The following is a 12,187-nucleotide window of genomic DNA, read 5'->3' as shown; positions in this document are numbered from 1 at the left end:
CGGAGAGCGATACAGCATGCACATCCTCGATTCCGTCGATGCGGCGTCCCTCCGCAGCGATGTCCCGGACTTCCGCGCCGGCGACACCGTCAAGGTCCACGTCAACATCGTCGAGGGCTCCCGCTCGCGCATCCAGGTCTTCCAGGGCGTCGTCATCGGCCGCTCCAACGAGGGCGTCCGCGAGACCTTCACCGTCCGCAAGGTGAGCTTCCAGGTCGGCGTCGAGCGCACGTTCCCCGTGCACTCGCCGGTCATCGACCACATCGAGGTCGTCACCCGCGGTGACGTCCGTCGCGCGAAGCTCTACTACCTGCGCAACCTGCGCGGCAAGAAGGCCAAGATCAAGGAGAAGCGCGACGCCTGAGCGGCATCCGCACGACTTCTCGGGAACCCCGGTCCACCTATGATGGACCGGGGTTCCTCCCTTTCTCGGGGGCGATCCGTCCGGGGAGTCCACCCGGTGATGCACAGTAGGGGCGACGGCGAGCGATGACAGACAGCACGGCCCCGGTCCGCCTCCCCGGAGGCGAGGACCACGCCCGCCACTCGGCGGATCCGTCCGAGAAGCGCCCGCGCAAGCGCCGGGGAGTCCTGCTCTTCCTCCGCGACGTGCTGATCATCTTCGTGGTCGCGGTGCTCGTCTCCTTCCTCGTGAAGACCTTCCTGATCCGCTCGTTCTACATCCCCTCCTCCTCCATGGAGCAGACGCTCGTCGAGAACGACCGGATCCTCGTGAACGAGCTCGTACCCGGAGTGGTGAAGATCTCGCGCGGCGACGTCGTCGTCTTCCGCGATCCCGGCGGATGGCTCTCGCCGAGCTCCGAGCCCAACGTGCCGCCGTTCCAGGCCGCGGTCGACTCCGCCCTCGCGCTCGTCGGCCTCACCGCTCCCGACAGCAACGACCACCTCATCAAGCGCGTCATCGGCCTGCCCGGCGATCACGTGACCTGCTGCACACCGCTCGGCCAGGTCGAGATCAACGGCAACCCGATCGACGAGCCTTACGTGAAGCTGCCCGACGGGGTGCAGGCCGTCTCGGCCACCCCCTTCGACGTCGTCGTGCCCGAGGGCTCGCTCTGGGTGATGGGCGACAACCGCTACAACTCCGCCGACTCCCGCTACAACACCGACAAGCCGGGCGGCGGCTTCGTGCCGATCGACAACGTCGTGGGCCGCGCGATCCTCGTGACCTGGCCCGTGCAGCAGTGGGCGTGGCTCGACGACTACCCGTCGGTGTTCCGCGGAGTCGACACCGAGGCCTCCGAGGAGGGCTCGGACGACGCGCAGAGCGGGCAGGGCTAGGTGGTCGTCGCCGAGCCGACGCTGACCCAGGAGCGGCGCCTCTTCCGGCAGGGCTACGAGACGGTCATCGGCTGCGACGAGGTCGGCCGCGGCGCGATCGCCGGTCCGGTCTCGGTCGGCGTCGTGTCGATCGGCAGCCGCTGCGGGCGCTTCCCCGAGGGGCTCCGCGACTCCAAGATGCTCGCTCCCGCCCGCCGCGAGGCGCTCCTGCCGGGGGTGGCGAAGTGGGTCTCGGCCTGGGCGATCGGCGAGTCCTCGGCGGACGAGATCGACGAGACCGGGATCATCGCCGGCCTCGGCCGCGCCGCGTCGAGGGGAATCGAGCGCCTCGCCGACAAGGGCGTCGACCTCGCCACCGCCGTCGTCCTCCTCGACGGCGCTCACGACTGGCTGACGCCCGCGCTGGGCGAGTGGGCGGCCGAGTTGACGATCGTCACCCGCGTGAAGGCCGACCGCGACTGCGCCGCCGTCTCCGCCGCCTCCGTGCTCGCGAAGGTGGGCAGGGACGGTCAGATGGTGCGCCACCACGACGATTTCGCCGACTACGCCTGGGACAGCAACAAGGGCTACGGCAGCGCCGCGCACTGGGCGGGGATCGAGCGGGTCGGCCCATCCCCGCTGCACCGGGTGACCTGGCTGTCGAAGTCGCGGGAGAGCGTCGAGGAGCCGGTCCCGGCGTTCGTGCCCGTCGGCTCGGCGTAGGATTGTCCAACGATGGATGAGGACGAATTCGAGGACTACGACCGCGAGGTCGAGCTGGCACTGTACCGGGAGTACCGCGACGTCGTCTCGCAGTTCTCGTACGTCGTCGAGACCGAGCGCCGGTTCTACCTGGCGAACGAGGTCGACCTGGTCCGCCGCGACACCGAGCACGACTTCTACTTCGAGCTCACCATGCGCGACGTGTGGGTCTGGGACGTCTACCGCTCCGACCGCTTCGTGAAGTCGGTGCGCGTGCTGACCTTCAAGGACGTCAACGTCGAGGAGCTCTCCCGCAAGGAGTTCGAGCTCCCCAAGGAGCTCGCGCTCGACGAGTAGCCCTCTGTCGCGGCAGGCTCCGGACCCCTTGCTGGTCGCGTAGCCGCCTCCGACGGCGCATCGAGACCCGGAGCCCGGAGCCCCACCCCGCTCCGGAGCTCTCTCGGATCCGCGGCTCCGCAGGTCTCGTCTTCAGGCAACGTGGATTCCTCCTGCTGGTCGCATAGCCGCCCCCGGCGGCGTCCGAAGACTCCGGCCCGACGTCCCTCCCCACCCGCCTCCTCGGCCCTCTTCTCCCCGGATCCCCTCCCGGCCGTACAGCGCTCGTTCCTGCTCCGGCACGCTTCCGGCAGGAGGACGCATGGACAAGGACGAACTGGGGCGGCGCGGCGAGGAGATCGCGGCGGCGCACCTGAGAGACAACGGATTCGAGATCCTCGACCGCAACTGGCGGGTCCGCGAGGGCGAGCTCGACATCGTCGCCCGCGACGGGTCGGCACTGGTCGTGGTGGAGGTGAAGACGCGCTCGTCGACGCGCTTCGGATTGCCGGTCGAGGCCATCACGCGGGCCAAGGCGCAGCGCCTGCGGCGACTCGCCTACGCCTGGGCCGACGAGCATCACGAGCGCTCCCGGCATCTGCGGATCGACGCGGTCGGCATCGTCGCTCCCGGGGGAGTCCCGTCGCAGATCCGGCACCTGCGGGCGGTGGCCTGATGGGCCTGGGGAGGACCTCCGCGGTCGGTCTCGTCGGCTTCGCGGGAGCCGTGGTCGGGGTGGAGGCCCACTCGGCCGACGGCACCCCGGGCATGGTGATCATCGGCCTGCCCGACGCCGCGCTCGCGCAGGCGAAGGAGCGGGTGCGCTCGGCGGCGATCAACTCCGGCAGCACCATCGCCGAGTACAAGATCACCGTGAACCTCTCGCCGGCCGCGATGCCCAAGCACGGCTCCGCCTTCGATCTCGCCATCGGGCTGGCCGCGCTCGCGTCGCTCCGTGAGGTCGATGCGGAGTCGGTCGCCGCGGTCGTCCATATCGGGGAGCTCGGCCTGGACGGCCGGCTGCGCTCCGTCCCGGGCGTGCTGCCCGCGGTGCTCGCGGCCGCCCGCGAGGGCAGGCGCCGCGTGATGGTCCCCGTCGAGGACCGGCTCGAGGCGGAGCTGGTCGACGGCGTCGAGGTGATCGCGGTCTCCTCGCTGGCGGCGGCCGCCGTCTGGCACGGAGCCGAGTGGGAAGTGCCGGTGCTCCCCGAGGCCGCGCCGCCGGCTGAGACGGTGTCCGAGCCGGAGGCCCGCCTCGACCTCTCCGACGTGGTGGGGAACGAGGAGGCGGCCGAGGCGATGGTCGTCGCGGCGGCGGGCGGGCACCACGTGTTTTTGCTCGGGCCTCCCGGCGCCGGGAAGACGATGCTCGCCTCGCGCTTGCCGGGCATCCTCCCCGACCTCGATGACGACGCAGCGCTGGAGGCCACCTGCATGCGCTCGCTGGTCGGAGCGCCGACCGGTGGCGCGCTGGTGCGCAGACCGCCGTTCGAGAGTCCGCACCACTCCGCCTCGTCCGCAGCGATCGTCGGCGGGGGCAGCGGCCGCATCCGGCCCGGCGCGGTCGCCCGCGCCACCCGGGGAGTGCTGTTCCTCGACGACGTAACAAGTAGCCAAGCACACCACGCTCGAAGAGGCCAGAAACGGCCCTGATCGGGCCGTAGGAGGGCGCAGATCGTGGCCGTGGGTTCGTGGCTGCCTGACGGCCTACGCGGCGAGGAGAGGCGGCTCTGCGAGACGCGTCGCGACGAGAGCCGCAGCGCTGGCGACTACGGAATCGGCTTCGACGACCAGCGGGACGCCACTAGCGAGCGTGGAGTTGTTGACGTAGGTGCTGAGGTCGAAGTGGTCTTGCATGTGTACTTCTATTGTCTCAAACGGGGGTCGTTAAGTCTGTTGTAATTTCTACGGTTTACGATCGAGTCCGCATGCTTCTTACTAATGCCCAGGCCGACACATCCCGTGCAGGTCACCAACTAGAAGGAGTGTGAGTCCACATGGGCTTCCGCCAAATTCGCGTCAGTGACCTCACTGGTGCGGAAGCGACCGAGGACGAGATCGTCACGATCATTGTCCGCCAGCACCCCGATCTCGATGAGCCGAAGCAGTTCGACGCTCTCCCGATCGAGGTCAAGGATCTCAAGCCCGCCGCCAACCTGGTGTCGCTGGAGATCCGCAACGGGGTGACGACCGAGATGGTCGTCACCCTGGCCGAATTTAACAAACTCGCGCCGAACATCAGCGCCGTGCTGGAGAACGCCGATGGCCTCAAGGGCCGTCGCAAGGGCTACAAGCCCAACTCCTGACCGGTCCACCGACGCCCCCACCCTTCGCTTGAGCGACCCGACTGCTCGCGGGGGGTGGGGGCCCTTTCAATTCCTGGTGAAGACTCGAACGACGTTGAGGACGAAGCTGCCGACCGCAGTGACTACCCCTACCCGACGCCAAAGCTCGTTGTTGCGCTCCTTATCGATGCCGTTCGTAGACATGATTCCCCTCACCCAGTGACGTCGAACCGGAACTTTGTCCCGTCTCGACTAGCTCTCTCTCCGTTGCGAATAGATTACCGACCACCTCTGGTGTCGAGCCGCTGATGTCGAAAGACTTTGTCCTGATCGTCCGCCGCTATCAGCCGCTATGAGGCCCTATGGTGCTCTGTGGTGTTCCATGGTCACCAGGCGAAGCCCGGTAAAGTTGTCATGCCAGAGCTAAATCTCGGGCGTGTCGCAAAGAAGAAGCCCCGCTGGCTGCGGGGCTCTTCACGTTCAGGCAGGGATGACCCGGACCTCGGTCACCAGGAGCCAGCGACCAGCGAGGTCGAGCACGGCGTTGTAGGCGGACGTCCATGTGTCGAACGTCATACCGTTGCCGGCCCAGTCCTCGCCACCCGTCTGCACCTGAGTCTTGAACCGGCTCGTCTTGGTGAGCAGGTTGATCAGCTCGTCCGGCAGGTCGACGGTGTCCCCTTCCTCGTCGACGGCGCCCATGAGGACGACGTCGCCCGAGATGAAGTCCCGATGCCGGAAGGCGCTGTTGTGTGCCCACAGAAGCAGAGTGGCTCTGAGGTTGGCGGGCAGGTTCTTGATCTTGCCCTCGTCGTTCAGGTAGAGCGACGACTCCGGGTTGGTCAGCTCGATCACGTCGAACGTGCCGCCGACCGCTGTCTGGTACTCGGTAAAGTCATCGAACGAACGAAGCTCCAGCGGCTGCTCTGTGTCAGCCGGTACAACGAGGCCCTTGGGCATCTCATCACATCCTTCTCGTGGTTGGTTAGCACGCCCGGTGTTGGGCGCGCAGTTCCGATCACGAAGAGGCGGGAGCGAAATACTCCTCGATCAGGCCCACCGCTGCGTCGTAGCCGATGGCGAATCGTGCTGTGTATCCACGGTCCTTAAGCGCAGCGAGCATCGCGGCTTGCTCCTCCAGGTGCTCGTCAGCGCGAAGGGTCCCGTTCTTCTTGAAGACGACCACTCCGTCTCGCTTCAGCTCGATACAGAGGCCCTGAGAGACGCCTCTCGGCTCGTAGATCACCAGGTCCGGCCAAGCACGGCTGGACTGCAGGCTCTTGTGGAGCTTCGCTTGTCCGATCGTGAGCTTCAGACCGGAGGCGAAGTCTGAGCGAAAGATGACGTCGGGGTAGTGGGTCTTCAAGTAGAGGCAGACCCGCTGCTGGACGACCGACTCGGTGTTGGGCAGCATCGCCCTACGCATGCAGGTCTCCGTCACCAAGCCTCCGGCTTCTCAGTCGGAGCGTGCGGTCAGTCAGGCCGGCGAGGGCTCGCTGAGCAGCAGCGGCGTCCGCTTGAAGCGTGAGCGTTCTGACCAGCTCGTCGAGCGCCTGGTCCGTGGTGTCCTCATTGTCTTCCGCCCACGCCCAGAACTCGGGAGTGGCTTCGTCCTCGGCCAGGCCGATGCTTCGGTCCTCACGGAGCAGGTTCACCCAGCCGATGCGGTCCAGAACGGCTGAGCGGTGCTCCTCGATGCGAGCAGCGTGCTCGGCCCGTGTCTCGGTAGGTTGCAGGGCGTAGAGCGTCTCCAGCCTGAAGAGAGCGGGGCCGGTGGGATCTGGGGGAGTGGTGCGTTCGATAGTTGTGTCCTCCTAGTTCCGCGCACGCAAGGTGGGATTCCATGCGCGGAACTAGGAGGTCGACGAGCGGAGGGTGGTTACCCGTCGACCAGAGGTTGTGCAACGACTGCATCGTGAGGCGACGATTCGAACGTCGCAGTTTGGGCAGTTATCGGACTGAGGATCACCCCGGCGAGACGTCTCCGTCTTCGCTGCCATCGGCGTAACTTTCGCCTAGCATTCATCCTTCATGCTTCTCACGTGCTCAATCTGTCGTTTTGTTCAAGGTGCGAGGCGGCTGTGCTTCTTTACGTTGCGCACACGGTACGTCTGCCACGGTATTGACGCTCACCGCCTAAGTGGACGATAACGGTCTTCCACACTGATATTCGCATTTCTATTCTTGTTGGTCAATGCTATTTTGACCAGCTTTGACGATCCGGTCGGTGGCTCCAAAGACCTGACGGATGTCTGTCTCGGTCGGTTCACCTCCCGCAAGCCACTGCTGGATGTACGCGCGGCTTTCGCTCGGATCCATCTGGTCCTCCGCGCCGATCTGGTGTATCGCCAGGTAGGCCGTCGACTCCGCGCCGAACTCTGCGGTGCCACGATGCATCCCGCCGAGTTCCTCCTCTTCGGGCTCGTCGGACGTGTGCCCAAGCTCGACGTGACCCAGCTCATGCATCCGTGTCTTCAACGGGTAGGGAGCAACAGGGGAAACGGCGATGGTGCGGTCGTAGGAGTACCCCATGACGTTCCCGTTGTAGAGGCGGAACGGCTCCTCAGTGACATTCAGCGTCTCGAGTGCGCGGTCTTCATCCCAGTTCGGCGGCACGTAAGGAGGCAGCTCGCCTTCGCCGGCCACCTGCGCGTAGTGGAAGAGCGCACGGACGACCTTGAACCGGCGCATCGTCTTCGGCAGCTCGGCTTCTGTGTCAGGTGCCGGTTCAGCGGCGCTCTCGTCGCCCTTGAGGCGCACGGTGATGGGGCGGAGGATCGAGTACGCCTTCTCGCCCTTCTTCACGTGGTAGCCGAGCTCCTGCCAGCGCTTGAACGTGGCGACGGGGGACGGCGGGCAGCCCTGCATCGCCAGGAAGCCGAGGTTGCGGAGGCTGTAGTTGTGGAAGCGGTTGTAACTGTCACCGAACCGTCCTTCGATCATCAAGATCGACTCCAGCAGCTCAGCGTTGCTCGGTACGTCGATGGGCGGCTGACGCTCGCTCACGCGCCTGACTCCTTGAAGGCCTTCTGTACTTCGTGGAACAGGGCGACGTCACCTCCCTGGTCGGGGTGGTTGGCCAGGAGTTTGCGACGATAGGCAGCTCGCACGACATCGGCGCCCGCGCTCGGCTGAACCTCCAGCACCTCGTACCAGAGTCGCGACTGGTAGGGCGTGACGATCGCGCTGGCGGGTAGGGACTTGAAGCCACGGAAGGCGGCTTTGACCATCTCCTTCGCTCCCCAGCGGTCGAGCCCGCGTAGGGCTTCAACTGTCAGGCGGATGGCTTGAAGGTTGTCATCCACATGCGTCCACTTGTCGCACGGGATGCACTGGCTCTCACCGTCGAGGTCGAAGTACACGGCGACGCCGCGGTCATCGGGCATCCGTTGCTTCGCGTAGAGCAGTCCGTCCTGTCTCGTCATCATGTTGGAGCTGATGACGACGTTGCGCGCGCCGAGCATCCTCAACTCATTGAGTAGCTGATCGCGAGCGTACGAGAACGGCGTCTTGAACTTGGCCGTCTGAGGCGACTTCGTGCGCGGCCAGCTCGCGGGCCACTGGAGTGGGTAGGCCTCGATCATGCGGCGTCCCATCCGCAGCGATCACCGCCGTCGCAAGGGTGGTGTGCTCGTTGGCGTGGGCAGCGACCGATGTCGTGCAGGATGCGGTGGAGGAGCGCGATCACTTGGACGCTCCTGGTTGATGTAGCTGGTTCTGTTGCATGTCACCTCCTTCGGTGTTCGTTGATGTGGTTGGTCACCCGTAGGGTGTGGTTGTGGATCTCAGCGTTCTGCTCGACGACGTTTTGCAGTGGTGGTCGCAAGTCGAGGGACGCACGAGCTGGCTTGAACTGATCGCCGCCTTCTTGAGCATCATCCTGTCCGTCATGATCGCGCTTTCGATTCAGGGTCGCGACTTCCGAAAGCGAACCGCAGAAGCCGCTTCCGCGGTTATGGTCGCGGAAACCAATCGGACTTTGGAAAGACGACAAGAGTTGCTGGTTCGTTGCCTCGACCTAGTTACCGAAGCGTTCGATCTCTGTCTCAAGTCGGCGGATGGTGACTGGAGACAAGCGGAGCGTCTGAGCTTGAAGCTCAGGGTGGAGAACGCAGCGGAAATGATCGCGATGGAAGGTGGTAGCGGAGCATGGCTTGCTGGCCACGAGTTCCGCACCAAGACATTGAAGCTGATGAAGAAGCAGCCCGTCAAGTTAACGTCTTATTCTGACAAGAAGAACTTGAACTCGACTGCAATGAGTGCAAGCTTCTCCGCGCAGCAAATTCGCGAGGAGCTTATTAAATGGCTGAAATCGCCAATTCAACACAAATCGTGACCCGGAGCGAGCAGCGGGTGTACGACACGTTTTAGTGTGCCGCCGCTCGATGCGGGCCGCGACCTGTGGAAAAGTCGTCAGCATCGTCGTCTTTGACGGAGTTTTCAGATCATGGTCTGCGATACATATCAGCCCATGAACACGCCGCGCTGTCCAACTTTTGAACTAATTGACAAAGTGCTGTTCTGTTGCCTGGCTAGGCCTGTCTTCACGGCCCCTGGTGGGAACGTCGCAGAAGATACATTTCACGACTCGACGCTATTGCGACAGTTCGAGTATGCCGTCGATCTGCTTTGCTCGGTAGACCATGTTCTGCGATCCGTCAGCAGTTGCACTGAATCCCACCCAGTCTTTCGTGCGCACGACGAGACAAATCTCGTCCAGCGTCAATGCGCTAAATATTTCTAGCGTGGAGAGCTTATTACCCTCATTGATCGATAGCAGGTATTTCTTTATTTCGGTCATTTGACCCCTTGTGTTTAAATGGTTCTATCTATGCACGACCGCTACGACATCGAGGAGATCCTCTACTACGCCCAGAAGGGCATGTCAGCCCGCTTCATCAAGGAGGAGCTGGGGCTCTCGATCTCGGAGCGTCAGGTGCAGCGTCTGGTCGCGTCCCGTCTGGGTCGACGACCGACGCGTCAGGCGATCCAGCGTCCGGACTCGCTCCGTGACCGCGTGGTCGCCTACATGGAGTCGCAGGGACTCGATCGGTACTACTGCACCGCGTGCGAGCGGCGCCGGCTGGAGCCTGGCTTCATCCGCGCGCTGAACGCTGACCGTTCCCTCGACGTCCTGGTGTTCGTGTGTCGCCACTGCTCTGTGGCGAGCGACGTCTAGGTGGCTTGCTTCTTATCGGCCTCGTACTTGCGCACGAGTGAGTTCAGCTGCGCCACGTCGAAGGAGGTGAGACCTCCAGAACGTCGGAGCTTGGGAACCTTCACGCCTGCCGTCTTCAGCACCTTGATTCGTGCGGCTAGAGCGGCTCTCGTGAGGCCAAGACTCTTAGCTGCGCTGTCGAGGTCATCACTGCGCAGGTAGGTGACGAGTGTCTCTCTATAGTCCACTGCCACGGTCAGTCCTTCTTCACCCGCAGCGTGCCCGCTGGCACGCCGAGCTTCGTCTCGATCTCCGCGACGGACAGCTCTGTCGTGTCGTCGGCGGGGGACCCCTGCTTGATGGTCCAGTCGTAATTCTGCAGGTACTTAGCGGTGTCCCACTCACCCAGCTCGCCTTCGCCGTTGTCAAGGAAGATCATCTTTCCAGCAATGCCTAGGACTTCGCGCTCATCTCCGTCACTATTGACGAGGATGTCACCGACTTGGAGATCATCCCATTCGATTGTCGATCGTTCTAGCTGGTCGGCCTTGAATACTTCGGTCGTTCCATCTGCTGTCCTCAATTTATAGGAATAGGGCTCGCTGATGTCAATTGATTCGACGTGCGCTAGGTGGCCAGGCAACACCTGGTGATTCAACGTACCGAATTTGCCCGCATCTATTCTCACTTGGACTTTTTGACCTACCTTGAACTCGCTCATATCACCTCCTTGGTGTCATTAGTTTTTGCCCTGCCCCGGCGCGAGATGCGACCGCCCTTGGTGCCGGCCACGCTGGCAAGCTCGCGATTCGCCGCGAAGCCACCGGTGTTTCCGTTGCTGCCGCCCCTCTTGCCGATCCTCTTGAAAAAGTTCGGATCTCGGGCGAGGATCTTCGCGGTCGCCTTCGCTGCGCCTGCTTTCGTCCCGGCCACTAGCGATTGCCCCATGGCCAGGTTCGTTTGTCCTTCTTTGCCGAGATCATCTCAACGTGTCGGTCGAGTCGACGGTTCAACTCAGCGACGGCTGATTCAAACTCATCCCGTGTCGGTACCAGCGCGAGCTGGTCCAGGCCGTCTTGCAGTCTCTGCTCAACGCCCGTCAGTACCGGCGGAGTAGCACGGCGTACAGGCTTGAGCCCCGCTTTCTCTGCCGCGTGGAACTTCTGGTCCTTCGCGTTGGCGATGTACGACGAGCGTTGCTGCTTGTGCAGGACAAACGCTGGCCACGTCTTCGTGCGTCGGACCGTACGGACCGTCTGAGGCGTCACGTGATGGAACTCCGCCATCTCGGCGACCGTGCGGCGTCCGTCTTTGACGTCCCGCGCGATTGAATGAAACTTGATCTTGGTAAGTGCTTTCGGCATGCTCTAGATTCCTTGGGCCGTGCCCGTTAGTTGTAGTGGTGCCAGCAGTGGGAGCAGCTGTGCTCGTGCTGGCGTGCTCTCACAGTGGGCGCAGAGGCCGTCACTGTCTCGCGGTTCGTTCTCGCGTAGGCATGCTCGGCAGGTGCCGGGCTGAGCGCACCCCGCTTCGTGCTCCAGGATCTCGGCTTCGGCCGTCATGTCCTGCTCGTGGTCGCTGAAGTACTCGAAGACGTTCACTGCGCGTCCTCCAACTCTTGGAGCTTGGTGATCACCGTAGATGCGTGCGCGCTGCTCTTCACCTTCTCAAGCGTGCTGAGCACCCACTCGTCGTCCTTGCCTTTGCGCTTCGCGAGGGACTCAATGAGTGCGACCTGGCTCTCGCTGGCCGGCTTGGCGGTCGGAGCCGCAGCCTTTCGGCTGACAACTACCTTCGATCCTTCAGCTTCGTCGCCGTCGTCATCCTCGCCTTCGATGGCGATGCCGAGGTTCGCAGTGAACGCGTATCGACGGTAGTAGGTGATCATCGAGCCGACCTCTTGCGGTCGCAGTCCCTCGATCGGGATGCGGAGACGACTCGTCTCGCTCTCGCCTGACTCGTGCCGGATGACGGTGCTGAGGTAGGTGAAACCGTTCTCCTCAGTGTTGATCGGTTGCGTAACCGCGAGCTTGTTCTTCGCTAGGTATGGCTGCGCTGTCTCCTCGACGGTCGCCAGGTCGGCATACTTGTACGCTCGTGACCCTGCCTGACCGGAGGTAGTGCGCTTCACGACTGTCATCTCTGCTCGGAACTCTACGAGCGCTTGAGCGAGCGTGTTAGCTTCTGCTGACCCTTCTGCCATGTGTGTTCTCCTTCTTTAGTTGTCGTAGTATCTGTCGCAGCTCCTTTCTCTTTTCGATCGCGAACGCGCCGTTTCGGACGCTCAGGTTGGTGAGTAGTGTGACGACCGATATCTTCTGTCCGGTTCGTTCTGTCTCTCGCTGTCCTAGCTCCTTAAGTGCTGTCCGCATGAGTGGATCCCATTGATCCGTTGCTTTGACTTTAGTAGCCCCGCTGCCGTAGC

21 protein-coding genes are annotated in these 12,187 nt (G+C 63.5%); 10 read left to right on the top strand and 11 right to left on the bottom strand.

Annotated elements, in window-relative coordinates; genetic code table 11:
* Positions 1-16: 16 nt before the first annotated feature.
* The 6 genes from rplS (at position 17) to C5C57_RS05705 (ending at position 3,972) form a co-directional block, all read left to right on the top strand.
* The gene (gene rplS / locus C5C57_RS05730) at positions 17-364 is read left to right on the top strand and encodes a 50S ribosomal protein L19 (protein ID WP_104223904.1); all 348 of its coding nucleotides are present in this window, start codon (positions 17-19) and stop codon (positions 362-364) included.
* A 125-nt stretch (positions 365-489) separates the two neighbouring features.
* Positions 490-1,302 (top strand): signal peptidase I, encoded by an 813-nt coding sequence (gene lepB / locus C5C57_RS05725; RefSeq protein WP_104223903.1) that lies wholly within the window; start codon positions 490-492, stop codon positions 1,300-1,302.
* Entirely contained in the window at positions 1,303-2,004 is a 702-nt protein-coding gene (locus C5C57_RS05720; protein ID WP_104247627.1) for a ribonuclease HII, read from the top strand.
* Between the two features lie 12 nt (positions 2,005-2,016).
* On the top strand, positions 2,017-2,340 hold the full coding sequence (locus C5C57_RS05715) for a DUF2469 domain-containing protein (protein ID WP_055792576.1): 324 nt from the start codon (positions 2,017-2,019) through the stop codon (positions 2,338-2,340).
* Positions 2,341-2,641: 301 nt separating this feature from the next.
* Positions 2,642-2,995 carry a YraN family protein gene (locus C5C57_RS05710; protein WP_104223901.1) on the top strand — a complete coding sequence of 118 codons (354 nt, stop codon included), beginning with the start codon at positions 2,642-2,644 and terminating at the stop codon, positions 2,993-2,995.
* Positions 2,995-3,972 (top strand): ATP-binding protein, encoded by a 978-nt coding sequence (locus C5C57_RS05705; protein ID WP_104297422.1) that lies wholly within the window; start codon positions 2,995-2,997, stop codon positions 3,970-3,972. Before C5C57_RS05710 ends, C5C57_RS05705 begins: the two co-directional genes overlap by 1 nt.
* A 54-nt stretch (positions 3,973-4,026) precedes the next feature.
* Here C5C57_RS05705 and C5C57_RS18035 read toward each other — a convergent pair whose 3' ends face one another.
* Positions 4,027-4,176: a hypothetical protein gene (locus tag C5C57_RS18035; protein ID WP_181069106.1), complete on the bottom strand. Its 150-nt coding sequence runs from the start codon at positions 4,174-4,176 to the stop codon at positions 4,027-4,029.
* Positions 4,177-4,316: 140 nt separating this feature from the next.
* Between C5C57_RS18035 and C5C57_RS05695 the strand changes: the two genes are divergently transcribed.
* Positions 4,317-4,625, top strand: coding sequence for a hypothetical protein (locus C5C57_RS05695; protein WP_104297420.1), 309 nt, complete (start codon positions 4,317-4,319; stop codon positions 4,623-4,625).
* A 459-nt stretch (positions 4,626-5,084) separates the two neighbouring features.
* Here the strand turns inward: C5C57_RS05695 and C5C57_RS05690 are convergent, their stop codons facing one another.
* Complete coding sequence (locus C5C57_RS05690) at positions 5,085-5,564, bottom strand: DUF3846 domain-containing protein (protein ID WP_104297419.1); 480 nt, start codon at positions 5,562-5,564, stop codon at positions 5,085-5,087.
* A gap of 58 nt (positions 5,565-5,622) precedes the next feature.
* The gene (locus tag C5C57_RS05685) at positions 5,623-6,018 is read right to left on the bottom strand and encodes a hypothetical protein (protein ID WP_146082381.1); all 396 of its coding nucleotides are present in this window, start codon (positions 6,016-6,018) and stop codon (positions 5,623-5,625) included.
* Positions 6,019-6,028: 10 nt separating this feature from the next.
* Between C5C57_RS05685 and C5C57_RS17720 the strand changes: the two genes are divergently transcribed.
* On the top strand, positions 6,029-6,286 hold the full coding sequence (locus C5C57_RS17720; RefSeq protein ID WP_146082380.1) for a hypothetical protein: 258 nt from the start codon (positions 6,029-6,031) through the stop codon (positions 6,284-6,286).
* Between the two features lie 496 nt (positions 6,287-6,782).
* Here C5C57_RS17720 and C5C57_RS05675 read toward each other — a convergent pair whose 3' ends face one another.
* Together C5C57_RS05675 and C5C57_RS05670 are read right to left on the bottom strand one after the other, a co-directional pair.
* A complete protein-coding gene (locus C5C57_RS05675) occupies positions 6,783-7,610 on the bottom strand; it encodes an ArdC-like ssDNA-binding domain-containing protein (RefSeq protein ID WP_104297416.1) in 828 nt (275 codons plus the stop codon).
* Positions 7,607-8,188 carry a J domain-containing protein gene (locus tag C5C57_RS05670; RefSeq protein WP_181069104.1) on the bottom strand — a complete coding sequence of 194 codons (582 nt, stop codon included), beginning with the start codon at positions 8,186-8,188 and terminating at the stop codon, positions 7,607-7,609. Before C5C57_RS05670 ends, C5C57_RS05675 begins: the two co-directional genes overlap by 4 nt.
* Positions 8,189-8,382: 194 nt before the next feature.
* Between C5C57_RS05670 and C5C57_RS05665 the strand changes: the two genes are divergently transcribed.
* On the top strand, positions 8,383-8,940 hold the full coding sequence (locus C5C57_RS05665; RefSeq protein ID WP_146082379.1) for a hypothetical protein: 558 nt from the start codon (positions 8,383-8,385) through the stop codon (positions 8,938-8,940).
* Between the two features lie 258 nt (positions 8,941-9,198).
* Here the strand turns inward: C5C57_RS05665 and C5C57_RS17715 are convergent, their stop codons facing one another.
* Entirely contained in the window at positions 9,199-9,405 is a 207-nt protein-coding gene (locus tag C5C57_RS17715; RefSeq protein ID WP_146082378.1) for a hypothetical protein, read from the bottom strand.
* Between the two features lie 30 nt (positions 9,406-9,435).
* Here C5C57_RS17715 and C5C57_RS05660 point away from each other — a divergent pair, with 30 nt between their 5' ends.
* Positions 9,436-9,783 carry a hypothetical protein gene (locus tag C5C57_RS05660; RefSeq protein WP_104297413.1) on the top strand — a complete coding sequence of 116 codons (348 nt, stop codon included), beginning with the start codon at positions 9,436-9,438 and terminating at the stop codon, positions 9,781-9,783.
* On the opposite strand, the gene C5C57_RS17710 is transcribed toward C5C57_RS05660, so the two are convergent.
* The 5 genes from C5C57_RS17710 to C5C57_RS05645 form a co-directional block, all read right to left on the bottom strand.
* On the bottom strand, positions 9,780-10,016 hold the full coding sequence (locus tag C5C57_RS17710; RefSeq protein ID WP_146082377.1) for a hypothetical protein: 237 nt from the start codon (positions 10,014-10,016) through the stop codon (positions 9,780-9,782). The two genes, C5C57_RS05660 and C5C57_RS17710, sit on opposite strands and share 4 nt — an antisense overlap.
* A 2-nt stretch (positions 10,017-10,018) precedes the next feature.
* Positions 10,019-10,483 carry a hypothetical protein gene (locus C5C57_RS17705; protein ID WP_146082376.1) on the bottom strand — a complete coding sequence of 155 codons (465 nt, stop codon included), beginning with the start codon at positions 10,481-10,483 and terminating at the stop codon, positions 10,019-10,021.
* On the bottom strand, positions 10,480-10,710 hold the full coding sequence (locus tag C5C57_RS05650) for a general stress protein (protein ID WP_219827748.1): 231 nt from the start codon (positions 10,708-10,710) through the stop codon (positions 10,480-10,482). Before C5C57_RS05650 ends, C5C57_RS17705 begins: the two co-directional genes overlap by 4 nt.
* Positions 10,695-11,126 carry a hypothetical protein gene (locus C5C57_RS17700; protein ID WP_146082375.1) on the bottom strand — a complete coding sequence of 144 codons (432 nt, stop codon included), beginning with the start codon at positions 11,124-11,126 and terminating at the stop codon, positions 10,695-10,697. The genes C5C57_RS05650 and C5C57_RS17700 overlap by 16 nt, the downstream gene beginning before the upstream one ends.
* Before the next feature lie 233 nt (positions 11,127-11,359).
* Positions 11,360-11,965 (bottom strand): ERF family protein, encoded by a 606-nt coding sequence (locus C5C57_RS05645; RefSeq protein ID WP_104297411.1) that lies wholly within the window; start codon positions 11,963-11,965, stop codon positions 11,360-11,362.
* Positions 11,966-12,187: the final 222 nt, after the last annotated feature.

The sequence above is a fragment of the Rathayibacter sp. AY1C5 genome, assembly GCF_002931705.1.
Classification (GTDB): domain Bacteria; phylum Actinomycetota; class Actinomycetes; order Actinomycetales; family Microbacteriaceae; genus Rathayibacter.
Note: the sequence above shows the minus strand (reverse complement) of the source record. Positions and strands in the feature narration are given on the sequence as shown.